Genomic DNA, 22200 nt, shown 5'->3' with positions numbered 1-22200 from the left:
CGAAACTACCACGTCCATTCCTCCCCGTCACTCATCGCCGAGGATCTCGTCCCGGTCGAACGTCTCGCTGTCTCCGGTGCGGCGCGCGTGTTCGACCGCGGCGATCTCCTTCCAACTCTCGCGCGTCAGGTCAGGATGCTTGACCGCGTCACGAACCGCGTCGCGGATGAACTCGCTTCGGCTGTTGTATCCCTCTTCTTTCCACGTCGTGTCGATGTCGTCGAGGAAGGTCCGGGTCAATCGGACGTTGATGTTCGGCTTCTCCGGCTCGTCTCCGTTCTCCGTATCCGTATTAGACATACATCTGTATTACAGCCGTAGCGTCAAAACCGTTTCTCCGACACCAATGTGACCGGATCGAAACTCGTCCATTGAGCGAGCTAGTCTCACTTTCCGCCCTCCCGCGGCTCGATGCACTCTCCGGCCGGAGGTTGCCCGCGGTCGCAGAGGTGACGCTTCGGTGACGGCGGCGAACGTGACCGACGACACGAGGCGGCCGACCCGGAGCGACTGAACGCCGCGATACGCGTCGCTCCGGCGTGGGTGCGAGCCACTGTCGGGTCTCGGGAGTCGGCGGCGTCTTGGTCGGGGACGGGCACCGAACGGTTCGCGGCGCGGGTGGACGCCATCTTCGTCGTGGCCGCGCGGTAGCCGTCCCGTCGGCGCTCGCGAACCGGGTCGCTGGGGGGTGGGAGACGTTCGGTCCGCCGGACGGACGGAGCTAGGGGTACGGGTTCAGAAGGGGGTCCACGTCGACGAGGACTGCGACCGGTCGCGGACGCGGAGTTCGCGCGTGCCGTCCTCCTCGTTCTCGCGGGTGTTGATCACGGTGTCGAACGGCTCGTACATCGTGTGGAGCGTGCGCTCGTCGTGTATCGTCGACCCGATGACCGCCACCGTGAACCACCCCTCGCTCTCGGCTTGGGAGGTCAACACCTGGACGAACTGGTAGACGTCCTGCGCGTCGAGAAACATCAGCAGTTGTGACAGCGAGTGGAGTCCGACCGCCACCGGCTCGTCGTACTCGCGGAACACCTCGAAGAGGTCGGTGAACTTCATCCCGATCTCGGTGATGTTCTTGGGCGAGGAGACGTACCGAACCCGCTCGGTGTCCTCGACGGACAGCCCCTGCTGTCTCGAGACGCAGTCGACGACGCCCACCTCGTCGGCGGGGACGCCCGCGGCCTCGGCGAAGTCGGCGCTCACCGTCTCCGCCGGGTCGCCCGTCGTGATGACGATCCCGCGGTCGGCGGCGTCCGCGAGCAGCCGGAACATCAGGTCGTACTTCCCGGTCATCGGAGGGCCGGCGACGAGAACGCTCCGCCCCTCGGGTGGGTTATCGAGGGGCAGCGGGGACTCCTCCGACATACCCGCACGGAGGCAACGAACTGTCAAAACCTTTGTCCATGAAGCCCGTCCCCCCCGTCGAACTCGGGGAGGTCACTCGTCGTCCTCGCGGTCGGTCGGGTCGAGCAACGGCGGTCGGCCGAGCGCCCCCATCTCCTCGCCGCCCTCCAAGAGACCCGCCCGGTCGAGCAGCGACGGGCGCCCGCCGGCGGGGCCGGGTCCGTCCTCCGACCCCGTGTCCGGGTCGCCCCCTCGGTCGGTCGGTCGCCCGTCCGACACGCCGACGAGGTGCTCCCAGATGTCGGTCTCGCTGTCGGCGTCGCGGCGCAACCCCTCGGCCTTCCCGCGACCCTCCTCGTACGCCAAGTCGATGATGCTCCGGTCGTAGGCGGTGTCGAGCGCCGTCCGGAGGCGGTCGAACTCGACGCGGTCCTCGTGGCCGAACGCGGCCGCCACCCCGAGCGCGAACGCGCGGTCGATGGCCTCGTCGTCCGAGATGTCGGTCCAGTCGGTCCCGAGTCGCTCCTCGTACATCACCGGGCCGCCGTCTCCGGCGCGTCGACGACGAGGCCCGCCGGGGTGAACCGCAGGTCGTGGATGTCGGTGTCGACGTCCCTCCCGCGCATCTTCACCACCTGGACGCCGCGGCGCATCTCGCCGTCGTCCATGTAGTTGTGGAAGAACACGACGCCGTGTGCGAGGTAGTGTTCGTCGGCGTACGCCCTGGGGTCGGTCATCTCGGAGATGAGGAACGTGGTCGCGTCCGTCCGCTTGAGCGCCGAGAGAAACCGGATCATCGTGCCGTCGTCGTCGTCGGTGAAGTAGCGCAACAGCATCGTGGAGTCGATGACCACCCGGTCGACGTCCCGTGAGTCGACGAACGAGGTGATGCGGTTGGTGATGCTGCCCGTGTCGCGGCGGTCGCCGGGCATGCCGAAGAAGCGCTGGCCGTCCGACGAGAACGCGTCGAGGAACGTCACCCGCCCGGAGTCGAGCGCGTCGTCGAACCCGAACTCGTAGCCCGCCATGTCGCGAGCGATGTCGTCGCGGCTCTCGTGCATGCTGATGAACAGACACCGCTCGTCGGCGGTCGCACCGGCGGCGATGAACTGCGCGGAGAACGTCGTCTTCCCGCTGCCCGGCGGGCCACAGACGACGTACAGCCGTCCCTCGGGGAGCCCCCCGTCGACCACCCGGTCGAACCCCTCCACGCCGCTCGGTACGCTCATGGGTGTCCCCAGCCACGACCGTCGTATAACGGTTCGTGCCTACGTATCAGATTGGATATTTTAGCGGTTGGCTCGTCGGCGACCCGACGATGACTCGCCCGCCGCGCGGGCGCGGCGGGCGGTCGCTCACTCGGTCCGCGGTTCGACCCAGACGACGAACCGGTCGTCGTCCTTGACGATGCCGCGGATGGACTCGTCGGCGTTGACCGTGGTGTCGTCCACCTGGTCGGGGGTGACGTCGCGGACCTGGAACACCTCGTCGACGACCCAGCCGACGGTGCCGCCGTCGCCCGTCTCGGCGGGGTCGAAGACGATGATCCGTTCGCGCGCGCCCTGTTCGGCCACGCCGAGGAACACCTTCGGGTCGATGATCGTGGTCGTCTTCCCCCGGAGGTCCATCACGCCCTCGACGTGCCGCGGCGAGTTCGGGATCGCCGTCAGGTCGGTCGCGTCGACGATCTCGTCGATGTAGGCGATGTCGAGACAGTACGTCTCCTCGCCGAGTCCGAACTCCAGCACCTGTGTCAACTCGTCGGCGTCGGCCGCCTCGGCCGCGGGTCCGCCGTGACTTTGACTGCTCGCCATACACGTAGGCGACCGTCCCCCTCCTTAATCGTGCGCCTCGTGATATCACCGCCGATATTCGGGACCGTGGCTTGATTAGCCGTCTGTGGATACGAGCGTCCATGACCAGACACGCCACGGGGCCGGGCGTCGGGGGGCGGACGTGAGCGTGCACGGCGGACCACGGACGGTCGTCGTGGACGACTCGCGGTTCATGCGCGGACTCATCACCGACATCCTCGAATCCGGCGGGGTCGAGGTGGTCGCCGAGGCCGCCGACGGCGAGGAGGCGGTGCGGGTCGTCGCCGAGACGGACCCCGACGTCGTGACGATGGACGTGGAGATGCCGCGGATGAACGGCATCGAGGCGGTCGAGCGGCTGATGGCCGAGCGACCGACGCCGGTACTCATGCTGTCGGCGTACACCGACGAGGGCGCCGAGGAGACGTTCGCGGCGCTCGACGCGGGCGCGGTCGACTTCTTCGCGAAACCCGGCGGCGAGGTGTCGATGGGCGTCTCGCGGCTCGAATCGCAGTTGGTGGAGACGGTCCGGTCGGTCGCGGGCGCGGACCTCTCGGGGGCCGGCGAGCGGCCCGCCGAGGTGGCCGCTGGGTCGGCGTCGACGGCGGCCGACGTCGCGCCCAACACGACGGTCGTCATCGGGTCGTCGACCGGCGGTCCCGACGCGGTCGAGCGGGTGCTGTGCGACCTGCCGCCCGACGCCGACATCCGGGTGCTGGTGGTCCAGCACATGCCCGAGGCGTTCACGGGCCGGTTCGCCGCCCGCCTCGACGCCGCCTGCGGACTCGACGTGCGCGAGGCGACCGACGGCGCTCGGGTCGGCCGCGGCGAGGTGCTCGTCGCCCGCGGCGGGCTCCACATGGAGGTGTCGAACTACCGGGACGGTCGGCTCCGGGTCCGACTCGTCGACGAGGACCGCGGACAGAACGTCCGCCCGTCGGTCAACGTGACGATGGAGTCGGCCGCCCGCGAGGTCGACGACCCGCTGGTCGGCGTGGTGCTGACCGGAATGGGCGACGACGGCTCCGACGGCGTCAACGCCATCGCCGACGCCGGCGGGTTCGTCGTCGCACAGGACGAGGAGACGTCCGTGGTGTACGGGATGCCCAAGCGCGCGGCCGCGACGGGCCGCGTCGGCGCGGTGCTCCCGTTGGCGGACGTCGCCGGCGGCATCGTCCGGGGGGCCCCGTGATGTCCGACGCGCACGTCCGCGCGTTCGTCCGCGAGAGCGAGGAGGGGATCACCGACCTCAACAACGCGCTGCTGGCGCTCGAATCCGACCCCGACGACGGGGCGGCGATGGACAGCGTGTTTCGGACCGCCCACACCCTGAAGGGGAACGCCGCCGCGATGGGGTTCGGCGAGTTCTCCGGGCTGGCGCACGCGATGGAGGACCTGCTCGACGAGGTGCGCGACGGCGACATCGCGGTGTCGGGCGACCTGATGGACCTGCTGTTCGAGGCGGTCGACAGCCTCGACGAGATGCTCGGCCAGATCGACGACACGGGCGAGGCGACCGTCGAGACGGGCGAGTTGGCCGACGCGCTCCGGTCGCTCGCCGAGAGCGGGTCGGTGTCGGCCGAGGAGGTGGCCGGCGTCACCGCCGACGCCGACGACGGCGGGGCTGCCGGTGCGGACGACGCCGACGACACGGACGCCGACGACACGGACACCGACTCGGACGACGCCGACGACGCCGACGACGCGGCGGCGACGGACGCGCCGGCCGCCGACGGCTTCGACCACGGCCTGACGCCGGGCGAGAGCGAGGGCGTCTACCGCGCGACGGTGACGCTCGCGGAGACGGAGATGCCGGGCGTCGACGCCATCTTCGTGCTCGACGCGGCCGACGATGCGTTCGCGGGGGTCGCGACCGACCCCGACCGGGAGGCGGTCGAGGACGGCGCGTTCGACGGCTCGTTCGACTGCTACGTCGTCGCCGAGTCGGGCGAGGCGGTGGCGGCGGGTCTCGACGCGGTCAGACAGACCGACTCGGTCGAGGTGCGGGCGGTCGACCCCGCGCCCGGCGACGCGGCGGGCGCGGACGGCGACGACGCGGTCGAGGCGAACGACGCGACAGACGCGGGCGACGAGGGGGGTGCCAACGCGGGCGACGACGCGGGCGACGAGACGGAGACCGGGGACGACGACGCGGCGTCGGCATCCGACTCCGGGTCCAACTCGGGGTCGTCGTCGGACACCATCTCGTCGATCCGGGTCGACGTCGAACGGCTCGACGACCTGTACGGGCTGGTCGAGCAGTTGGTGACCAGCCGGATCAAACTCCGCCGGGAGATGGAGGAGGCCGACGTCGACTCGGGCAACCTCGACGAACTCGACAAGATATCGTCGAACCTCCAGAACACGGTGATGGACATGCGGCTGATCCCGCTGTCGGCGGTCGTGGACACGTTCCCGCGGCTGGTGCGTGACCTCTCCCGCGAGCAGGGGAAGTCGGTGTCGTTCGACATCGACGGCCGCGACATCGAACTCGACCGGACGATCCTCACGGAGATCCGCGACCCGCTGGTGCACATCCTGCGGAACGCGGTCGACCACGGCATCGAGTCGGCCGAGGAGCGCGAGGCGGCGGGCAAGCCGCCCGAGGGGTCGATCGAACTCCGCGCGACCCGCGAGCGCGACCACGTCACCATCGTCGTCGAGGACGACGGCGGCGGCATCGACGCCGACGCTATCCGCGAGAAGGCGGTCGAGAAGGGCGCCAAGACGCCCGCGGAGGTGGAGGCGATGACCGACGCCGAGGCGCGCGAACTCGTGTTCCACCCCGGCTTCTCGACCAACGACGAGGTGACCGACGTCTCGGGTCGCGGCGTCGGGATGGACGTGGTGCGGACGACGGTGAAGGAACTCGACGGGACGGTCACGCTCGACTCCACACCCGGCGAGGGGACGCGCTTCGAGATCCGACTGCCCGTCACCGTGGCCATCGTCCGGGTGATGTTCGTCCGCGTCGACGGCGTCGAGTACGGCGTCCCGATCAAGAACATCGCGGAGGTGTCCCGGGCGGACGCCGTCGACACCGTCCACGGCGACGAGGTGGTGCGGCACGACGACGACATCTACCCGGTCGTCCGCCTCTCGTCGGTGCTCCACGACCGCGGCGGCGTCTCGACGCCCGCCCTGTCCGACGGGGGGGAAACGGCTGACGGCGACGGAACGGCCGCCAGCGGTGAGACGGCTGACGGCGACGGAACGGCCGCCAGCGGTGAGACGGCCGGCGGCGACGAGACGGCCGGTCGCGGAACCGGCGGGCCGGGGATGCTGCTGCGGATCCACGAGACGAAGCGCTCGGTCGCGCTCCACTGCGACGAGGTGCTCCACCAGGAGGAGGTCGTGGTGAAGCCGCTGGAGGGTGTGCTCTCGGGGACGCCCGGCCTCTCGGGGACGGCGGTGCTCGGCGACGGCGACGTGGTGTCGATCCTCGACGTGGAGACGCTCGGGGGGCGCCGATGAGCCGGAGCCGCGCCGGCGACGACGGGCTCGAACGGGTCATCGCGTTCGTCGAGGACGCGGTGCCGTTCGAGCCGGGCTACTACAACGAGGCGTACCTCGGACGGCGGATCGCCGCGCGGATGCAGCGCCGGGACGCGGCCGACCACGACGAGTACCTCGGGGTGCTCCGCGACGACGACGACGAGCGCGAGGCGCTGTTGGACGCGCTCACGGTCAACGTCACCGGCTTCTTCCGCGACCCCGACATGTGGGCGGACCTCCGGCCGGTGTTGCGGGAACTGTCGACCGAGCGCCGCCGGGTCAACGCGTGGAGCGCCCCCTGCTCGGACGGCCGGGAGCCGTACTCGCTGGCGATGCTCGCGGCCGACGACGACGAGGTGACCGAGCGCCGGGTCGACATCCTGGCGACGGACATCAGCGAACCCGCCATCGCGGCGGCGCGGGCGGGCGTCTACGAGACGACCCGGACGACCGACATCGGCGCGGAACTCGGCCCGCTCTCGGAGTACGAGCCGTACGTCGAGGAGGACGGCACCCGGTTCCGCGTCCGCGACCGGATCAAGCAGCGGGTCACGTTCGAGACGCACGACCTGATCCGCGACGGACCCAAGTCGGACGTCGACCTGCTGTTCTGTCGGAACCTCCTCATCTACATCGACGGCGCGTACAAGGAGCCGCTGTTCGAGACGCTGACCGCGTCACTCGGGGAGGGTGGCTACCTCGTCGTCGGGAAGACCGAGACCGTTCCGCCGGGCTGTCGGGGCGCGTTCGAACCGGTGGCCAAACGCAGCCGGATCTACCGCTACGTCGGGGCGGACTAGAGGGGAGGACGATGTCGCTGTACACGCTCGCACGAAACAACGAGACGGACGAACTCCTCGCACGCGCGCGCGAGAGCGAGAGCCCCGCGGTCCGCGGTCGGGCGGCGAAAGTCGTCGGCCAGGTGGCCGACCCGGACGACGAGGCGGTGGTCGAGACGCTCGTGGCGCTCGCGACCGAGGACGACGACGAGGGCGTCCGCGCGGCGGCGATCGACGGGCTGGACGAAATCGGGCCGGACGCGCTCGAACGCCTGCTCGCCGCCGAGACCGATATCGAACCCGACGCCGCCGAGTGGGTCGCGGTGGGGGCGTTCACGGAGGCGCTGTCGGCGTCGATGCCGGAACTCCGGATGGCGGCCGCGAACGCGCTCGGGGGGATCGGCGACGCCGAGGCGGTCGGCCCGCTGGTCGAGACGCTCTCGGACGACGACCCGCGGGTGCGCGAACGGACGTGTCACGCGCTCGGCCGGATCGGCGACCCGCGGCCGGTCAGCCGGCTCCGGGCGCAGTTGGCCGACGACCACGGCGGGGTCAAGACCGCGGCGGCCGACGCGCTCGGCACCATCGCCACCGACGCCGCGCTCGCGGCGCTGGTGGACCTGCTCGACGACGACAACCCGTCGATCCGCCGGCTGGCCGCGAGCGCGCTCGGCAACGCCGACAGCGCGGAGCCGGTGCCGCGGCTCGCAGCCGCGCTCGGCGACGAACACGACACGGTCCGGCGCGCCGCGGTGTTTTCGATCATCGAACTGCTGGCGAACGCGCCGACCGACCAGAGCCACGCGGTCCGGGAGGCGGTCGTCTCCGAACTCCGCGAGGCCGACGACTCGACGGTCGTCGGGCCGCTCGTGGAGATTCTCGCGGAGGCGGACCAGTCGCGCCAGCGGCGCAACGCCGTCTGGTTCCTCGGGCGCGTGACCAGCGACCACCCGCCCGACGAGGCGGTCGACGCGCTCGTCGGCGCGCTGTCGGACGACGACCGCATGACCGCGCAGTTCGCCGCGACGAGCATCACCGGGCTGGAGGGGCACAACGTGGAGTCGGCGCTGATCGAACTCGTGCGAGACGACGACGCGCCGGTCGACTCGCGCGCCCGCGCGACGTACGCGCTCGGCGACGTGGGCGGCGACCGCGCCCGCGAGGTGCTCGACCGGCTCACCGACGGCGACCCCGACAAGCAGGTGCGCAAGCGGGCGTTCGCCGCGCTGTCGAAGCTCGGGGGGGTGCGGTAGATGCAGGGAAAGGACGCGGGCGGCGACGAGTACAAGGTGGCCGACACGCGCGGGCGGTTCACGCAGGCGGTCAAGGGGGGCCGCTCGCTCAACGACGTCTCGTGGGCGGCCGGGCGGGTCGTCCTCTCGAACAAGCGGCTGGTGTTCGTCGGCAACGACGGCAAGCGGACCATCCCGCTGTCGAAGGTGGACGGGCTCGGCGGCCGGTACGACACGAACCAGTCGGTCCAGCGCGTCTCGAACTACGTGAGCCTCCGGATCGGCGAGGACGTCTACCTCGTCGCCGCCGAGGACCACGAGGAGTTCCGGACCGACCTCTACAGCGCCTTCCTCGACCGGCAGGTGGTGTTCGCGTGTCACCCTGCGGTCGCGGGCGGCGTCGTCCAGGACACCTCGTGGGAGAAGGCCCGGCTGAAGGTAGAGGCCGACGGGATCAGCGTCGCCCAGCAGAGCGGCGGGTTCGTCCGGTTGGAACTCGACGACATCGGCACCATCGAGGAGTCCGAGCGCACCGTCTTCGACGAGAAGCGCCAGATCATCGAGGCTGAACACACCGACGACGAGGGGACGAGCGTGCGGACGTACCTCTCGGGGGAGCCGTGGCACGTCGCGGTGATGAAGTCGTTTCTCGAACAGGGCCAGTCGAAAAACGAGGGGTCGATCGATCTCTCGGAGTCCGAACGCGAGGTGCTGATGGCGCTGTACTCGGGCGTCTCGTCGTTCGAGGTGCCCAACTTCCTCGGGATGGACGTCGACCGGGTCGAGGAGACGTTCGAACGGCTGGTCGAACTCGAAGTCCTCGAGGAGGTGCGGCTGCGACGCGAGGTGAGCCTGAAACCCCGCGGGCGCAACATCGCGAGCGAAGCGATGAACGAGCAGTGAGCGGCCGGAAGCAGCCACTCCGGCCGTGCGGCGAGTTCTCTGGTCGCCGCTCTCGGAGTGAGTAGCCTCGGACCGGTCGCTACGTAGGTACTACCCCGCAACTACGGGAGCCGACTACCCGTCGAGTGACGCCTCGCCGGTCGCCGTCGCGGCGGTCCACTCGTCGGTGCCGCGGAGCGCCGCGGCGTCGGCGGGCGGGTCGGGGTCGGCGGGGTGGTCGCCGAGCGACCGGTGCCACCACCGCACGTCGCGCCACGCGCCGAGTTTGTACCCCGCCCGCTCGTGCGTCCCCACCGGCTCGAACCCCATCGCGTCGTGAAAGCCCGTGCTCGCGGGGTTGGGGAGCGCGGTCACGGCGTAGGCGTTCACGAACCCCTGGAGGCGGAGCAGCGCGAACAGCGACTCGTACAGCGCCGTGGCGACGCCCGCGCGGCGGGCGTCCTCGGCGACGTAGACCGAACTCTCGACCGACCAGCGGTACGCGCCCCGGCCGCGGTAGACGTGCGCGTACGCGTACCCGCAGACCGACCCGTCGTCGCGCGCGCAGACGGGCCACGGGAACCGCTCGGTCGTCTCGGCGATACGCTCGCGAACGTCGGCGGCATCGGGCGGCGTCTCCGCGAACGAGACCCACGAGTCGGTCACGAACGGCGCGTAGATGTCGACGATATCGGGGGCGTCTCCGGATTCGACTGGACGGATGGAGCGTGTCACGCGCTCACGTCGGACGGAGCCGTGAAAAGTCGCGTGCCGCGTCAGGTGTTGACGGATTCGAGCCGCTGACCCACGACGATCCGCCCTTTCGGGGTGAGTTCGGTGCCGTCGACGGTGTCGACGACGACGCCCTCGTCGGCCAACCCGTTGAGCAGCATCGTCAGCCGCTGAGGGTCGATGTCGACGACGGCCGGCAGCGACACGTCGCTCCCGGCGGTGTAGAGCGCGACCAGCACCTCCAGTTCGGCCTCGTTCGGGTCGAACTCCTCGAGTTCCGCCTTGGCGTCGGCGTAGCGCAGCCGGATGTACCGGCCGAGCAGGTTGGTCTTCCGCCCCGAGGGCAGCCCGACCTCCGAGGTGACGGCGCGCCCGTCGGCGACGTGGCGGAACGAGACGACCGGCCGCGCGCCGTTGCCGAAGTCGCGCTCCTCGCGTTCGACGGCGATGACGTCGTCGAGGTCGACCGAGACGGTTTCGTCGTCGCGGTCGAACGCGATCGAACCCATCGACAGCGAGAGCGTCGCCTGCGACGTGGTCGCGTCGGTGACGCGGCCGCCGACCTTCGCGGGGTGGTGGAGCCTGACGGTGGTGCCGTTGAGCAGCACCTTGAACAGCACCGTCACGAACCGGTCGATGTTGTCGTTCGACCCCTCGATGGCGACGAGCCGCCGCGTGTCGTCGTCGCGGTAGGCGACGGTGACGGTGTCGTTGAAGTAGCCCGTGACCTGTGGGGGGACCTGTTTTACCGTCACGTCGAACACCGCCGAGAGGGGGATCGTCACGCGGTCGTCGTCGGCCGCGAGGACGAGCCGTCGCTGGCTGAGAACGATCCGCCCGCTCGACGGCTCGTTCCCGCCACCGGGCGGGACGAACCGCCCGACGAAGTCGGCGACGACCGATTCGGTCATACTCCCTCGAAGCGACCCTCGTTACTTGACCGTTTCGCGCCCCGTTTCGACGATGATAACGGCGGGCGCGACGAAACGAACCCAGCGACCTGCCGTCGGACGCCGCGACCCGTCGGCGCCCGCGGGTACCGTCGGGAGCGGTCGGCGGTCGAGTCGTCCGCCGGCCGCGGGGTCAGTCCGCGCCGACGCCGAGCAGTCGCTCGATTCGCGCCGCCTCGCTCATGGCGAGCGTGCCCGCGAGCGCCATCACCAGCACGTAGCCCACCGCGAACGCGGGCAGGGTGGCCGCGACCCGCGGGTCGGGCGAGGCGGCCGCCAGCGCCGCGATCACCAGCGAGAACTCCCCGCGGGCGACGAGCGCCAGCCCCGTCCGGAGCGAGCGCCGCCGCGGGAGGTCGTACAGCCGGCCGCCGACCGCGCCGCTGAGCACCTTCGCGGGGCCGGTCACCACCGCGGCGACCGCGAGCGGACCGGCGACGGCGACGACGAGCGCGGGGTCGGTGCGGAGACCGACCCACGCGAAGAACACCGCGGCGACGGCGTCGCGGACGGGCGCGAGCGTCTCGGCGACACGGTCGTGCAGCGGCGTCGCGCCGACGCCGACGCCGACGAAGAACCCCGCGACCCCCTCGCTGGCGCCGACCGCGAGCGCCAGCCCCGCGACCACGAGCGCGAGCGCCATCGTCCGGAGCACGAGGTCCTCGTCGCTACCGTCGAGCGCGCGCGCGAGCGGCCGGGCGCCGAACTGCGCGAGCGCCGCGACCACGACCAGGAACGCGAGCGCGACCCCCACCCGGACCGCCGCGCTCGCCGGGTCGCCGCCGAGCACCAGCGCGGACGCGAGCGCGAGGTAGACGGCCACGACGAGGTCCTCCGCGACCAGCGTCCCGAGGACCGGCTCCGCTTCCGGGTCGGCGATCCACCCCAGGTCGACCAGCGACTTGGTGATCACCGCCGACGAGGAGACGTACACCACGCCCCCGAGGAGGAACGCGCCGACGGGACCCCAGCCGAACAGGAGACCGAGCGCGACGCCGAGCGGGAAGTTGACCAGCAGGTCGACGCCCGCCGCCGCCGAGAGCCGCCGCCGCGCCGCGAGCAGGCGGTCGAGGCTGAACTCCAAGCCCAGAAAGAACAGCAGCAGGACCACGCCCACCTCCGCGAGCACCGTGACCGTCTCGGAGTCCGAGACGTACGGGAGCCCGGCCGCGCCCGCGACGTACGGGCCGACGACCACCCCGCCGAGGACGTACAGCGGGACCGCGGGCACGCCCGTCCGCCGGCCGACCGCCCCCGCCGCGGCGACGACCCCGAACAGGACGCCGAGCGCGAGCAGGCCGTTCTCCGCCGCCATCAGGCGTCCGCGTCGGAGTCCGGGTCGGTCGCGTCACCGTCGGCGGAGTGGTCGGCTCCGCCTCCCTCGCCGGCCGCACCGTCGGCGCGCAGAAACGCCGCCTCGAACGCGTCGACCTGCTGGCGGGTGCCGACGACGACGACCGTATCGCCCGCGTGCACCTCGTCCTCCGGGTGGGGGTTGCCCGTCACCTCCTCGCCGTGTTCGACCGCGATCACCGACGCGCCGGTCCGCTCGCGCACGCCCGCCTCGCGGAGCGTGGTGTCGGCGAGCGTCGCGCCGTCGGGGACCGCGAACCACTCCAGCAGCGTGTCGCCGCCGAGCACCGTCTCCATCCCCGCGCTCCGGACGGGCTGGAAGTACGCCCCCTCGAGCACCGTGCCGACGGTCCGCGCGAGGTCGTCGCCCAACTCGAACAGTTTCTCCGCGTCCGCGTCGGCGTCCGCGCGGCGGAACACCTCGCGTTTGCCCGTGTTGTGGGTCACGACGACCAGCCGGGTCCCGTCGCCGAGGTCGATCTCGTGTTTCTTGCCCACCCCGGGGAGGTCCGACTCGTAGACGGTCATGGAGTCGTGCGCGTCGAGTGGGGCGACCCGCATAAGTCTGCGTGTGCGCCGGAGCCGCGAACGTTTACCCGCCCGGGGTCCACGCTCCGGGCATGACGGACACGCAGTCGCAGTTCCCCGAGTTCGAGGTGGTCCCGGCGGTCGATGTCAAGGAGGGCGAGACCGTCCAGTTGGTCGGTGGCGACCCCGACACCGAGTCGCGGTACGGCGACCCGGTCGAGGCGGCCGAGCGCTGGGTCGACGAGGGGGCGGAGACGCTCCACCTGGTCGACCTGGACGGCGCGTTCGCGGGCGAACGCGCGAACGCGCCCGCCCTGGAGGCGGTGGTCGACGCGGTCGGCGACCGGGTGGCCGTCCAGGTCGGCGGCGGCGTCCGGACGCCCGCCGACGCGCTCTGGCTGCTCGACCACGGCGTCGACCGGGTGATCCTCGGCACCGCCGCCGTCGAGAACCCCGACATCGTCGCGGATATCTCCGAGAAGCAACCCGGGAGCGTGATGGTGAGTCTCGACGCGAAGGCGGGGGAGGTCGTCGTCTCGGGGTGGACCGAGTCGACCGGGCTCAACCCCGCGGAGGCGGCCGAGCGCTACGAGGAGTTGGGCGCCGGGTCGGTCCTGTTCACCGACGTCGACCGCGAGGGGCAACTGGAGGGCGTGAACCGCGAACTGGTCGAGCGCGTGGTCGACGCGGTGGACATCCCGGTGGTCGCCTCCGGCGGGGTCGCGTCGCTCGACGACGTGCGGACGCTCCGCGAAGCCGGCGCGGCGGCCGTCGTCGTGGGGACGGCGCTGTACGAGGGGGAGTTCACGCTCCGGGAGGCCATGTCGGTCTGACCCGGGGCGGCGCGGTACGTCGTCGCGCGGGCGGGCGAGGGCGACGATCCACGACGCCGCCGGGTGACGGTGGCGGCCCGGTCGAAGCGGGTCACACTCCGTCGGTCGGCGAGTCGTCCTCGTCTCCGTGGTCGTCCCCGTCGCGGTCGGCGGTCGTCGCCTCCGCCACCCCCGCCTCGTCCGGACGCTCGGGGGGGTCGTACGCGTACAGGAAGCCGTCGACGACGAGGTAGTAGCCGCTCCCGTCGGGGGTGGCGAGCACCCGGCCGTCGGTGTCGATAGCGACGTCCACGAGGTCCGCGAGCGAGTCGACTTCGACCCGCGGACGGTCGAACGCCTCGGCGGGGAGCGACGCGGTACTGACCCACTCGTCGAAGTCCGCCCGGTCCGCGCGGTACGAGAGGTACGCCCGCTCGTCGTCGGTGAGCGGGACGGTCCCGCGGGAACGAGCCGCCGCGAGTCCGACCAGTCCGCCCGCGGCGAACAGTACGAGCAGCGGCCCCCCCACGCGTCGCACCGGGCCGACCGCCGCGGGGACGGCGACCGTCTCGGTCCGTTCGACCCGCGCGACGGCGGGTTCGGACGCGTCGGCCCGGTAGGTGTCGCCGCCAGACGAGACGGTGAGCGTCCCGTCGAGCGTTCGGTCGACCCGCCGGCCGTCGACCCGGCCGTCGAGACGGACCGTGGCGACGACGAGCGTTCGGGGCTCTCCCGGCGACCCCCCCAACCGCGTCGAGATGGCCGCCGTCCGGTTCGTGGCCCGCGGGACGTCAACCGCGTACGGGACGGCGACGCGTTCGCCGGGGTCGAGCGACCCGACGCGGCGGTCGGCGAGCGACTCCCGCGTCTCCCAGTAGACGGTCCCGTCGCTCGACACCGCCCGGTGGACGAGCGCGAGGTGGACCGAGGCGGTGAGGTTCCCCCGATCGGCGCCCGTGTACGAGACGACGTACTCCCCCGAGAGCACCGGCGAGACGCGCGTGAAGTAGACGCTCCGGTTCTCGACCCGTTCGCCCGCGGGGAAGACGGGGTTCTCCTCGGTCACGTTCGCGCCGTGGGAGAACGCGCCGGTGGCGCGCCACGAGGAGACGACTCGCTCCTCCGTGGTTCGGGACGGCGCGGCGTAGGCGGTGTAGCTCGCCGCCCCCCCGACCAGGACGAGGACGACGAGTAGGGCGGCGACGACGCCGAAGTACTCGTCGACCAGTGCGCGCGCACGGAGGTTCCAGTCGGACATCGAGTCGTCCGCGGGTTCGGGCAGGGGAATATGGTTATTTCGGTGATACTCCGGTCCGGCACCAGTTTCGTCGGGTAATGTGACGTTACCGCCTGAGGAGGCGGCGCACGCGGACGGACAGCGGGAGGCTACGCTCGCGCGAGCGGAATCGGACGCGGCCGGTTCCCAGGAGAACGACGCCGAGTAGGTAGAACGGGACGCCGAGCAGCGCGTCGATGGCGACGACCGGCGCCCACGGGTGGAGGCGGTAGAGGGCGGCGATCTGTGACCGGGGGAGGAGCGCGAGGTAGCGGTGTTCGGTCAGGAACCGCCGGTAGTAGCCCGTCTCGGGCGGCGCCGAGAGGGTGAGCGTGGCGTTCACCGTGGTTCGCGGCGGGACGGAGAGCGTCGCCGGGTCGACCGCCACCCCCTCGCTCGCCGGGTCGAGGTAGACCACCACCGGGAGGACGCCGCCGTTTCGTACGGAGTACGCCGCCGACTCGCTCCCGCCCCGTTCGATGACGCCGAGGCCGGGCGAGTCCGACTCGGCGCTGACGACGCCGAACGTCTGGGTGCCCGCGGGCGCGACCATCGCCGCCGTCGCGCCGACCACCAGCAACAGCGCGAACCCCGCCGCGAACAGGCGGGCGTCGACCCCCGACTCGCGTTCGCGCGACCGCTCGCGCCGCCGGTCGTCCGCGCCGCGTTCGGCGAGGAGGTACCAGACCACGGACGCGCCGAACAGCAGGTACGCCAGTCCCTGTACCCCGAAGAGCGACCGGGTGCCGAGGAGCGTCGACAGTCTGACCTGCACCGCCCGGAGCGCCGACTGCGTCCCGGTGACGACGGCGCCGACGCCCGGTATCACGAGCACGTCCCCCCCGGGCGCCCACGCGACGGCGACGACCTGCGCACGCTTCACCGGGGGTTCCTCGCCGTCTTGGTCGGTGAACGGGTTGGCGTCGCCCCTGGTGACGAAGCCTCGGTCGGTCTCACCGACGACGCGGTGGGTGGTGAGGCTGCCGTCGTGGAGTTCCTCCGCCCGGAAGGTGACCACGTCGCCCTCCTCGACGGGGCCGGCGAGTTGAGCGGGGACGGCGACGAAGCCATCGCCGGGGTCCAGCGTGGGCGACATGCTTCCAGTCTCGACGTAGCTGAGTAACACCGGTTGACCGAGTAGCGAACCCACAACGAGAGAGAGTACGACTACTGCTACCGCGAGTTCAACCCCAACTGTACACCACCGCTTCGGGTTCACAGTGGGTCGGGGAGACGGTAGAGTCGGTTAGTTATACGGAAGGTTCGGACGATCGACGGGACATTTGAGGTCGGTTCCGTGACCTCAAATTGAGTAGCGATCATTTCGCAGTTCCGAGATAAGATAGGAGGAGGCCGGGACGGCGAACTCGTCCGAGCGTGTTACGAGCTGCCAGAATTAGACCCGTACGGCCCGTCCACGTCCGTGACCGCGATCCGAATGGTCCCTCCGATGTCGAGTGTCTCGTCAGTGATGCCCCGGGTGTCGATCATCACGCTCACCTGCGTGGAGTTACCCGAAGCGAGGCCGCCTCCGCTCGCATTGGTACTCTCGTACCCCCCGTACTCGTCCCACGAGGGGTACCAGTTGTCCTCGGGGTAGTTGCCGCTGTACTCCTCGTACTCTTCCTTCGAGACGAACTGCCACCTGTCGGGGTAAGCCAGCCCCTCCTTGTCGATGGTGATGTCGAGGTTGTTCGGGCCGTTATTCACCATCTCGAACACACCGGGGAAGGTGGATACGGCGTCCATGTTCAAGCCACTGCCGCCGGTGCCGTTGCCGTTGAATTCGAGCGTGAGTAGACCGTTATCGTTGACCGACGCGTACCGAGACGTTTGGTCCAATCCGAGATACGCGCTCTGGTCACCACTCAGTTCAACGTTGACCGTTCGGGTTGACTCAACACTCCCGAACGCACCAGTACCCATTGCAGCCGCCCCGCCGGCGGCGAGCGATCCGAGTCCGACCACGAATTTGCGTCGTTCCATAGTTGGTGTGACGCCCGACCCGTTGGGTCGGCCGCCTCACTCGTCCCGTGGAGCCACACCCCAGTAGTTGTCAACAGCCATGAGCAACTCCAACGGCACCGGAGCGGTCCGGCAATCGCCCCCCAGCGCGGACGCTGTCGGAGCGGAGCGGTCTCACAACCGACCCGTACGACACGGTAACGACCCCCTAGTGGGACAGTAACACTCCCGGAGCGTCCCGTACGGGGCGCATCGACGCGGCGTACCGAATCGGTCCACCCGCGAACGGGGTGAACCGACGGGGCGCCCGGCCCACCGACGCGGCAGCCGAACGGTACGGGGTCGGCGTTCATTATTTTGCATCTCGATTATGTTAATATATTTCTATGCGCGTTCCTATTATTCGAATCGCAGTACTGCGGCCACCCAACTCCGAGAACGTCGGGTAGGTCCAATGTAGAGAACTAGTAACTACCCCAACAGTTATACGACCGCTATCCCACGTTCATCTGTCACTGAGATGAGTTCTAAGGGAGCTCGTCGGTCGCCCGGGGCCGACTTGGAGAGCGGGGCCACGGACACGACCGAGCCCGGCCGGGACGAACTGTTCGAGCTGCTGAGCAACCGTCGGCGGCGGTTCGTCCTCCACCGCCTCAAGCAGATGGAGGAGGGCGAGACGGTCGAACTGTCGGAACTGTCCCGGCAGGTGGCGGCGTGGGAGAACGGCACCGACCCGGAGGCGCTGTCGTACGCCGACCGGAAGAACGTCCACACGTCGCTCTACCAGTTCCACCTGCCGAAACTCGACGACGCCGACGTCGTCGACTACGACCAGCGCGCCGGCGAGGTGCGGCTCACCGACGGGGTCGACGAGGTGGACATCTACCTCGAGACGGTGGACGAACGCGACATCCCCTGGGGGCTGTACTTCCTCTCGTTGTCGGGCGGGGCGGCGCTACTCGCCACCGCCGTCAAACTGCACCTCCCGCTCGTGTCGGCGGTGAGCGCCGCCGAGTGGACGTTGTTCATCGTCGTCGTCTTCCTCGTCTCCTCGGCGGCGTTCGCGTACCACTCGCGGTACGGGATGCGTCTCGGGACCGAGGGACCGCCGCCGGAACTCCGGGACTGACGATGGGACGGTCCGCCCGCCGAACGGTCGTCCTCGCCGCACTGTGTGTACTCGCCGCCGCGACGGTGGTTGGGACCGGCGGGTTCGGCTCGGCGTCGGTCGAGCGGTCGATGACCGTCTCCGTCGCTCCCGACCGGGCGGCGTACGTCGGCTTGGGGTTCGACGACGCCGCCGTCGCCGGGTCGGGGTTCGCGCTCTCGGTCACCAACCGGATCCCGGGCGGGACGCCCGTCACGGTGACCGTCACGGTGACCGGCGCGGACGGCGCCCCGAACGGGACACCCGAGGCGACCCCAAATGGGACGGCCGAGGCGACTCCGAACGGGACACCCGAGGCGACTCCGAACGGGACACCCGAGGCGACTCCGAACGGGACACCCGAGACGACCCCGAACGGACCCGCGAACGGGACGGCGACGGACGGAACCGGTGGCGTGAACGGGAGCGCGAACGCGACGCCGAGCGGCGCGGGGGCCGCGAACGGGAGTACGACTGGAACCGCCGGGAACGCGACGCCGGCGGGGACGACCACCCCGTCCGTCGCGAACGCGACGGACGACGGTCGGACGTGGACCGCGACGCTGGCCGCGGGCGACACGTGGACGGTCCGCGTCGCTCACGCGACCTGTGACGGCCGAGTGCGGGTCCACGCCGTCGGCAACGGAACGACGATCGACCTCGCGCGACCGGTGCCGTGCGGGATCGGCGGGTGAGACGGCGACGGACGCGACGGTGGTCGTTGGACCGCTCGAGGAGACGACGGAGTAGTGGTTCCCACGCCGGAGACGTACGGCCCCTCCGGCGCCGTGCTGTACCGCCCGCCGGTCCCCGACCGGACCGGCGGCGTGCCCGGATCCGCGTCCCCTCACGCGCCCAGGTGGTGCGAGAGGAACGCGACGGCGAGCGTGTTCGCGAGGGCCATCAGCGCCATGCCGGCCACGAGACCGACCAGCGTCGCCGACGACAGTGACAGCGACCCACCCGCGAACGCGAGCATCGCCGGGAGTTCTGAGCGCATCGCGTCACGTTGAGACCGCACCCGAGACCTTGAAAGCAAGGCAGACGGCCGTATGACGCCCGTCCGCCCGGGGTCACACCGGATAACGTTCGGGGCCGACGTGGACCCGCCCCCGACCGCCGGCTCCGTCGACTCACACCGACCCAGACCGCCCTGCGCCGATCGCCACCGACTTGCGTCGACCCGTACCGCCGTCACCGACCCGCAACGGTCTTGCCCCGGCCCGGTGTCGTACGACCCATGAGCGACCGGACCGCCGCCGTCACGCGCGAGACGGCGGAGACGGAGATCGAACTCACGCTTTCGATCGACGGCGACGGCGACGGCGAGGTGGAGACGGGGATCGGCTTCTTCGACCACATGCTCGCGTCGTTCGCCAAACACGGCCTGTTCGACCTGACGGTGCGGTGTGACGGCGACACCGAGATAGACGACCACCACACCGTCGAGGACGTCGCCATCGTCCTCGGGGAGGCGTTCGACGAGGCGCTCGGCGACAAGCGCGGCATCCGGCGGTACGCCGACCGGCGCGTCCCGCTCGACGAGGCGGTGGCGGGCGTCGTCGTCGACGTGGCCGGCCGGCCGTACGTCGGCTTCGACGGCGAGTTCTCGCAGGCGCGGGTGGGCGGGTTCACGAGCGACATGGCGCGGCACTTCGCCTACTCGCTGGCGATGAACGCCGGGCTGACGCTGCACGCCGAGGTCGAACGCGGCGAGAACGCCCACCACGAGGTGGAGGCGCTGTTCAAGGCGCTCGCGCGCGCGCTCGACGACGCCACCCGCCTCGACGAGCGGCGGAGCGACACGCCGAGCACGAAGGGCGACCTCTGAGCCGGGGGGTGCGACCGGCCCGCGCGCCGGAACACGGCGGACCCCGAGCGGGCCGGCGGCGGGGGCGGCCGTCCGCCGGCTACGTCTTCCGCAACTCGCCGTCGTCCTCTTCGAGCACGTCGTTGTCGACGGCGTAGTCGATGACCCGGTCGCTCTCGGAGCGGTCGAGGTCGTACGCGCTCCCCGCCAGGTCGACCACCTCCGCACGGTCGACCGGGAACTCCCGGTTGCCGAGCAGGCGCATCACCTGTCGGAACCCCTCGGGTTCCTCCGAGGGGTCCGTGTTCGCGTCGGTCGGCGAGCCGTCCTCCCCCTTGGCGTCCGCGCCGGTCGACCCGTCGCCGGCGTCGGCGTCGTCGGACTCGTCCGCCGCCTCCGCGTCGGGACCGCGCTTGCTGGCGTCGATGATCACCGCGTCGTCGGAGGGCGAGTCGGGACCCCCCGAGCGGGCGTCCGCCTGCGCGTCGTAGTCGGTGTCGGCGCGGGCGTCGGACTCCGACCCGGACTCGCGAGCGGAGGCTGGCGCGGACCCTCCCCCGGATCCACTGGGTCCGGAGGCGGACGACGCCGACGCCCCCGCGGGCGGCCCGGCGGCGACCGACCCGCCGTCGGCGGCGCCGTCGCCGGTCCCGCCGAGGCGGGCGAGCAGTGGGGCCACCACGCCGTCGAGCGTCTCGCGGCAGTCACCGCACAGCACCACGCGGACCTGTTCGTCGGGCGCCGGGTCGAGCGACGCGGGGAGCACCTCGTACGCCCCGGCCGCCGTCGCGCCGCAGAAGTCGCAGTCGAGTTCGCGCACGCCCGCCCCGTCGGCCGCCCGACTCATGGCTCTTTCTGCCCTCGGCCGTCGGCGCGGGGCGGCGGAGCCGCCACGAGCGGCCGCCTCGGGGAGCGTGACCGCAAGACCGAAGCGGACTCCCGCCGCGGGATTCGATATGTTCGACGAGATCATCGGGAAGTTCGAGGGGTCGCCGAGCCAGCAGGCGGTCATCCGGCTGCTGCTCGAACGCGGCTTCTCCGTGAACGACGCCGGGCGGGTGGTCTCGGGCGGCATCGAGATCCCGGACACGGGCATCGCGCGCGAGGTGGACGTCGACCGCCGGGTGGTCGACGCGACCACCGACGCGATCCTCGCGGACGACGAACTCCGGCGCGTCTTCCGGAACATCACGTCGATCCCGAGCCTGATGGACCTCGCGCCGGTGCTCGACCTCACGGTGCTCACCGTCGAGGTGGGCGAACCGGACGAGCCGGGTATCGTCGCCGAGATCACGGGCATCCTCGCCGACGCGGGCGTCTCGCTCCGGCAGGTGCTCACGGAGGACCCGGAGTTCGCCGACGAGGCCAAGATGTACATCATCACCGACGGCGAGGTGCCGGGCGACGTGCTCGTGGAGATCCGTCAGGTGCCGTACGTCCGGCGGCTGGAGTTCTGACTGGTTCGCGCGTCGAACGCCGGGCGGGAACCGGGGCGCTCTTGGCCGTCCGTTCCCCACCGCCGGCATGGACGACGCCGCGGCGACGGTGACGCGCGTGCTCGGCGTGCAGGCGGCCGCCGCGAGCGCCGCGATCCACCTGATCGAGGGCGTGCCGGATCTCGCGGTGTACCTCCCCATCCTCTCCGTTCGCGACCCCCGGCCGTACCTGTTCGTCCCCTCCGCGCTCCTGTTGCTCGGCGTCGCCGCCGCGGTGCTGTACGGCGCCCGCGACCGCCGGCTCTACTCGCTGGGCGCGGGCGTCATGGGCACGTACTTGGTCGGCTACGTCTGGTGGCACCTCACCGACCACGGCGGCCTGGTGCCGGCACACGACGTGGCGAACCCGGTCGCCGAGATAGCCGCCCACCTCGTCGCCGACCCGCCGGCGCTGGTCGCGTTCGGCACGGAACTGCTGGGCGTGGTCGCCTTCCTCCTCCTGTTCGTCGCCGACCCGGAGACGGGCGCCCGCGGGCGGGACGCGGCCGCGGCGCCGGACGAACCCGCGGACCCGTCCGAGACGGGCGACCCGAGCGCGGACGGCGACGCGTAACCCGTCACCCTTTGTCGCGGCGGCCGAAC

25 protein-coding genes are annotated in these 22200 nt (G+C 71.1%); 11 read left to right on the top strand and 14 right to left on the bottom strand.

The window, feature by feature from the left end:
- Window positions 1-27: 27 nt before the first annotated feature.
- The 5 genes from K933_RS03335 to K933_RS03315 form a co-directional block, all read right to left on the bottom strand.
- A complete protein-coding gene (locus K933_RS03335) occupies window positions 28-300 on the bottom strand; it encodes a ribbon-helix-helix domain-containing protein (protein ID WP_049947558.1) in 273 nt (90 codons plus the stop codon).
- A gap of 435 nt (window positions 301-735) precedes the next feature.
- A complete protein-coding gene (locus K933_RS03330) occupies window positions 736-1368 on the bottom strand; it encodes an RAD55 family ATPase (RefSeq protein WP_049947557.1) in 633 nt (210 codons plus the stop codon).
- Window positions 1369-1440: 72 nt separating this feature from the next.
- The gene (locus K933_RS03325; RefSeq protein WP_023393272.1) at window positions 1441-1881 is read right to left on the bottom strand and encodes a hypothetical protein; all 441 of its coding nucleotides are present in this window, start codon (window positions 1879-1881) and stop codon (window positions 1441-1443) included.
- Window positions 1881-2576 carry an RAD55 family ATPase gene (locus K933_RS03320; protein ID WP_023393271.1) on the bottom strand — a complete coding sequence of 232 codons (696 nt, stop codon included), beginning with the start codon at window positions 2574-2576 and terminating at the stop codon, window positions 1881-1883. Before K933_RS03320 ends, K933_RS03325 begins: the two co-directional genes overlap by 1 nt.
- Window positions 2577-2702: 126 nt before the next feature.
- Complete coding sequence (locus tag K933_RS03315) at window positions 2703-3161, bottom strand: chemotaxis protein CheW (RefSeq protein WP_023393270.1); 459 nt, start codon at window positions 3159-3161, stop codon at window positions 2703-2705.
- Window positions 3162-3309: 148 nt separating this feature from the next.
- On the opposite strand from K933_RS03315, the gene K933_RS03310 reads away from it, so the two are divergent.
- From K933_RS03310 to K933_RS03290, 5 genes are read left to right on the top strand one after another with little or no spacing between them, the layout of a single operon-like run.
- Window positions 3310-4353, top strand: a complete 1044-nt coding sequence (locus tag K933_RS03310) for a protein-glutamate methylesterase/protein-glutamine glutaminase (RefSeq protein WP_023393269.1) — start codon at window positions 3310-3312, stop codon at window positions 4351-4353.
- Complete coding sequence (locus K933_RS03305) at window positions 4353-6635, top strand: chemotaxis protein CheA (RefSeq protein ID WP_023393268.1); 2283 nt, start codon at window positions 4353-4355, stop codon at window positions 6633-6635. The genes K933_RS03310 and K933_RS03305 overlap by 1 nt, the downstream gene beginning before the upstream one ends.
- Window positions 6632-7456 (top strand): CheR family methyltransferase, encoded by an 825-nt coding sequence (locus K933_RS03300; RefSeq protein ID WP_023393267.1) that lies wholly within the window; start codon window positions 6632-6634, stop codon window positions 7454-7456. The genes K933_RS03305 and K933_RS03300 overlap by 4 nt, the downstream gene beginning before the upstream one ends.
- An 11-nt stretch (window positions 7457-7467) precedes the next feature.
- Entirely contained in the window at window positions 7468-8688 is a 1221-nt protein-coding gene (locus K933_RS03295; protein ID WP_023393266.1) for a HEAT repeat domain-containing protein, read from the top strand.
- Window positions 8689-9570 (top strand): CheF family chemotaxis protein, encoded by an 882-nt coding sequence (locus K933_RS03290; protein ID WP_023393265.1) that lies wholly within the window; start codon window positions 8689-8691, stop codon window positions 9568-9570. It abuts the gene before it with no gap.
- Window positions 9571-9684: 114 nt separating this feature from the next.
- Here K933_RS03290 and K933_RS03285 read toward each other — a convergent pair whose 3' ends face one another.
- The 4 genes from K933_RS03285 to K933_RS03270 all read right to left on the bottom strand — a co-directional run bounded on the left by K933_RS03285 (window position 9685) and on the right by K933_RS03270 (window position 13112).
- The gene (locus K933_RS03285; RefSeq protein WP_023393264.1) at window positions 9685-10284 is read right to left on the bottom strand and encodes a GNAT family N-acetyltransferase; all 600 of its coding nucleotides are present in this window, start codon (window positions 10282-10284) and stop codon (window positions 9685-9687) included.
- Window positions 10285-10325: 41 nt separating this feature from the next.
- Complete coding sequence (locus K933_RS03280; RefSeq protein WP_023393263.1) at window positions 10326-11192, bottom strand: CheF family chemotaxis protein; 867 nt, start codon at window positions 11190-11192, stop codon at window positions 10326-10328.
- 172 nt (window positions 11193-11364) lie between these two features.
- Window positions 11365-12546 (bottom strand): cation:proton antiporter, encoded by a 1182-nt coding sequence (locus K933_RS03275; RefSeq protein ID WP_023393262.1) that lies wholly within the window; start codon window positions 12544-12546, stop codon window positions 11365-11367.
- Window positions 12546-13112: a TrkA C-terminal domain-containing protein gene (locus K933_RS03270; protein ID WP_080509182.1), complete on the bottom strand. Its 567-nt coding sequence runs from the start codon at window positions 13110-13112 to the stop codon at window positions 12546-12548. Before K933_RS03270 ends, K933_RS03275 begins: the two co-directional genes overlap by 1 nt.
- Before the next feature lie 92 nt (window positions 13113-13204).
- Here K933_RS03270 and hisA point away from each other — a divergent pair, with 92 nt between their 5' ends.
- Window positions 13205-13945: a 1-(5-phosphoribosyl)-5-[(5-phosphoribosylamino)methylideneamino]imidazole-4-carboxamide isomerase gene (gene hisA / locus K933_RS03265; RefSeq protein ID WP_023393260.1), complete on the top strand. Its 741-nt coding sequence runs from the start codon at window positions 13205-13207 to the stop codon at window positions 13943-13945.
- Window positions 13946-14036: 91 nt separating this feature from the next.
- Here the strand turns inward: hisA and K933_RS03260 are convergent, their stop codons facing one another.
- The 3 genes from K933_RS03260 to K933_RS03250 form a co-directional block, all read right to left on the bottom strand.
- On the bottom strand, window positions 14037-15182 hold the full coding sequence (locus K933_RS03260) for a DUF5305 domain-containing protein (RefSeq protein ID WP_023393259.1): 1146 nt from the start codon (window positions 15180-15182) through the stop codon (window positions 14037-14039).
- Between the two features lie 85 nt (window positions 15183-15267).
- Window positions 15268-16419 (bottom strand): S26 family signal peptidase, encoded by a 1152-nt coding sequence (locus tag K933_RS03255; RefSeq protein ID WP_049947556.1) that lies wholly within the window; start codon window positions 16417-16419, stop codon window positions 15268-15270.
- 161 nt (window positions 16420-16580) lie between these two features.
- Window positions 16581-17042, bottom strand: a complete 462-nt coding sequence (locus tag K933_RS03250; RefSeq protein WP_152529743.1) for a hypothetical protein — start codon at window positions 17040-17042, stop codon at window positions 16581-16583.
- Window positions 17043-17685: 643 nt separating this feature from the next.
- On the opposite strand from K933_RS03250, the gene K933_RS03245 reads away from it, so the two are divergent.
- Complete coding sequence (locus tag K933_RS03245) at window positions 17686-18294, top strand: DUF7344 domain-containing protein (protein ID WP_152529742.1); 609 nt, start codon at window positions 17686-17688, stop codon at window positions 18292-18294.
- Between the two features lie 2 nt (window positions 18295-18296).
- Window positions 18297-19007, top strand: coding sequence for a hypothetical protein (locus K933_RS03240; protein ID WP_023393255.1), 711 nt, complete (start codon window positions 18297-18299; stop codon window positions 19005-19007).
- Between the two features lie 152 nt (window positions 19008-19159).
- Here the strand turns inward: K933_RS03240 and K933_RS18245 are convergent, their stop codons facing one another.
- Window positions 19160-19312, bottom strand: a complete 153-nt coding sequence (locus tag K933_RS18245) for a hypothetical protein (RefSeq protein WP_161631402.1) — start codon at window positions 19310-19312, stop codon at window positions 19160-19162.
- A gap of 240 nt (window positions 19313-19552) precedes the next feature.
- Between K933_RS18245 and hisB the strand changes: the two genes are divergently transcribed.
- Complete coding sequence (gene hisB / locus K933_RS03235; RefSeq protein WP_023393254.1) at window positions 19553-20143, top strand: imidazoleglycerol-phosphate dehydratase HisB; 591 nt, start codon at window positions 19553-19555, stop codon at window positions 20141-20143.
- A gap of 79 nt (window positions 20144-20222) precedes the next feature.
- Here hisB and K933_RS03230 read toward each other — a convergent pair whose 3' ends face one another.
- Complete coding sequence (locus tag K933_RS03230) at window positions 20223-20969, bottom strand: hypothetical protein (protein ID WP_023393253.1); 747 nt, start codon at window positions 20967-20969, stop codon at window positions 20223-20225.
- Window positions 20970-21078: 109 nt separating this feature from the next.
- Here K933_RS03230 and K933_RS03225 point away from each other — a divergent pair, with 109 nt between their 5' ends.
- Together K933_RS03225 and K933_RS03220 are read left to right on the top strand one after the other, a co-directional pair.
- Entirely contained in the window at window positions 21079-21579 is a 501-nt protein-coding gene (locus K933_RS03225; RefSeq protein ID WP_023393252.1) for an ACT domain-containing protein, read from the top strand.
- Between the two features lie 67 nt (window positions 21580-21646).
- Window positions 21647-22171, top strand: coding sequence for a hypothetical protein (locus tag K933_RS03220; protein ID WP_023393251.1), 525 nt, complete (start codon window positions 21647-21649; stop codon window positions 22169-22171).
- The last annotated feature ends 29 nt before the right edge of the window (window positions 22172-22200 follow it).

The sequence above is a fragment of the Candidatus Halobonum tyrrellensis G22 genome (assembly GCF_000495475.1).
Classification (GTDB): Archaea; Halobacteriota; Halobacteria; order Halobacteriales; family Haloferacaceae; genus Halobonum; species Halobonum tyrrellense.
Note: the sequence above shows the minus strand (reverse complement) of the source record. Positions and strands in the feature narration are given on the sequence as shown.

What these genes read in the sequence shown, in the direction of transcription:
- K933_RS03290 (WP_023393265.1), top strand. Translation starts at nt 8,689, where the DNA reads ATGCAGGGAAAGGACGCGGGCGGCGACGAGTACAAGGTGGCCGACACG.
- K933_RS03305 (WP_023393268.1), top strand. Translation starts at nt 4,353, where the DNA reads ATGTCCGACGCGCACGTCCGCGCGTTCGTCCGCGAGAGCGAGGAGGGG.
- K933_RS03270 (WP_080509182.1), bottom strand. Translation starts at nt 13,112, where the DNA reads ATGACCGTCTACGAGTCGGACCTCCCCGGGGTGGGCAAGAAACACGAG.
- K933_RS03335 (WP_049947558.1), bottom strand. Translation starts at nt 300, where the DNA reads ATGTCTAATACGGATACGGAGAACGGAGACGAGCCGGAGAAGCCGAAC.
- K933_RS03315 (WP_023393270.1), bottom strand. Translation starts at nt 3,161, where the DNA reads ATGGCGAGCAGTCAAAGTCACGGCGGACCCGCGGCCGAGGCGGCCGAC.
- K933_RS03325 (WP_023393272.1), bottom strand. Translation starts at nt 1,881, where the DNA reads ATGTACGAGGAGCGACTCGGGACCGACTGGACCGACATCTCGGACGAC.
- K933_RS03275 (WP_023393262.1), bottom strand. Translation starts at nt 12,546, where the DNA reads ATGGCGGCGGAGAACGGCCTGCTCGCGCTCGGCGTCCTGTTCGGGGTC.
- K933_RS03245 (WP_152529742.1), top strand. Translation starts at nt 17,686, where the DNA reads ATGAGTTCTAAGGGAGCTCGTCGGTCGCCCGGGGCCGACTTGGAGAGC.
- K933_RS03280 (WP_023393263.1), bottom strand. Translation starts at nt 11,192, where the DNA reads ATGACCGAATCGGTCGTCGCCGACTTCGTCGGGCGGTTCGTCCCGCCC.
- hisB (WP_023393254.1), top strand. Translation starts at nt 19,553, where the DNA reads ATGAGCGACCGGACCGCCGCCGTCACGCGCGAGACGGCGGAGACGGAG.
- K933_RS03295 (WP_023393266.1), top strand. Translation starts at nt 7,468, where the DNA reads ATGTCGCTGTACACGCTCGCACGAAACAACGAGACGGACGAACTCCTC.
- hisA (WP_023393260.1), top strand. Translation starts at nt 13,205, where the DNA reads ATGACGGACACGCAGTCGCAGTTCCCCGAGTTCGAGGTGGTCCCGGCG.
- K933_RS03330 (WP_049947557.1), bottom strand. Translation starts at nt 1,368, where the DNA reads ATGTCGGAGGAGTCCCCGCTGCCCCTCGATAACCCACCCGAGGGGCGG.
- K933_RS18245 (WP_161631402.1), bottom strand. Translation starts at nt 19,312, where the DNA reads ATGCGCTCAGAACTCCCGGCGATGCTCGCGTTCGCGGGTGGGTCGCTG.
- K933_RS03225 (WP_023393252.1), top strand. Translation starts at nt 21,079, where the DNA reads ATGTTCGACGAGATCATCGGGAAGTTCGAGGGGTCGCCGAGCCAGCAG.
- K933_RS03320 (WP_023393271.1), bottom strand. Translation starts at nt 2,576, where the DNA reads ATGAGCGTACCGAGCGGCGTGGAGGGGTTCGACCGGGTGGTCGACGGG.
- K933_RS03230 (WP_023393253.1), bottom strand. Translation starts at nt 20,969, where the DNA reads ATGAGTCGGGCGGCCGACGGGGCGGGCGTGCGCGAACTCGACTGCGAC.
- K933_RS03220 (WP_023393251.1), top strand. Translation starts at nt 21,647, where the DNA reads ATGGACGACGCCGCGGCGACGGTGACGCGCGTGCTCGGCGTGCAGGCG.
- K933_RS03260 (WP_023393259.1), bottom strand. Translation starts at nt 15,182, where the DNA reads ATGTCCGACTGGAACCTCCGTGCGCGCGCACTGGTCGACGAGTACTTC.
- K933_RS03240 (WP_023393255.1), top strand. Translation starts at nt 18,297, where the DNA reads ATGGGACGGTCCGCCCGCCGAACGGTCGTCCTCGCCGCACTGTGTGTA.
- K933_RS03300 (WP_023393267.1), top strand. Translation starts at nt 6,632, where the DNA reads ATGAGCCGGAGCCGCGCCGGCGACGACGGGCTCGAACGGGTCATCGCG.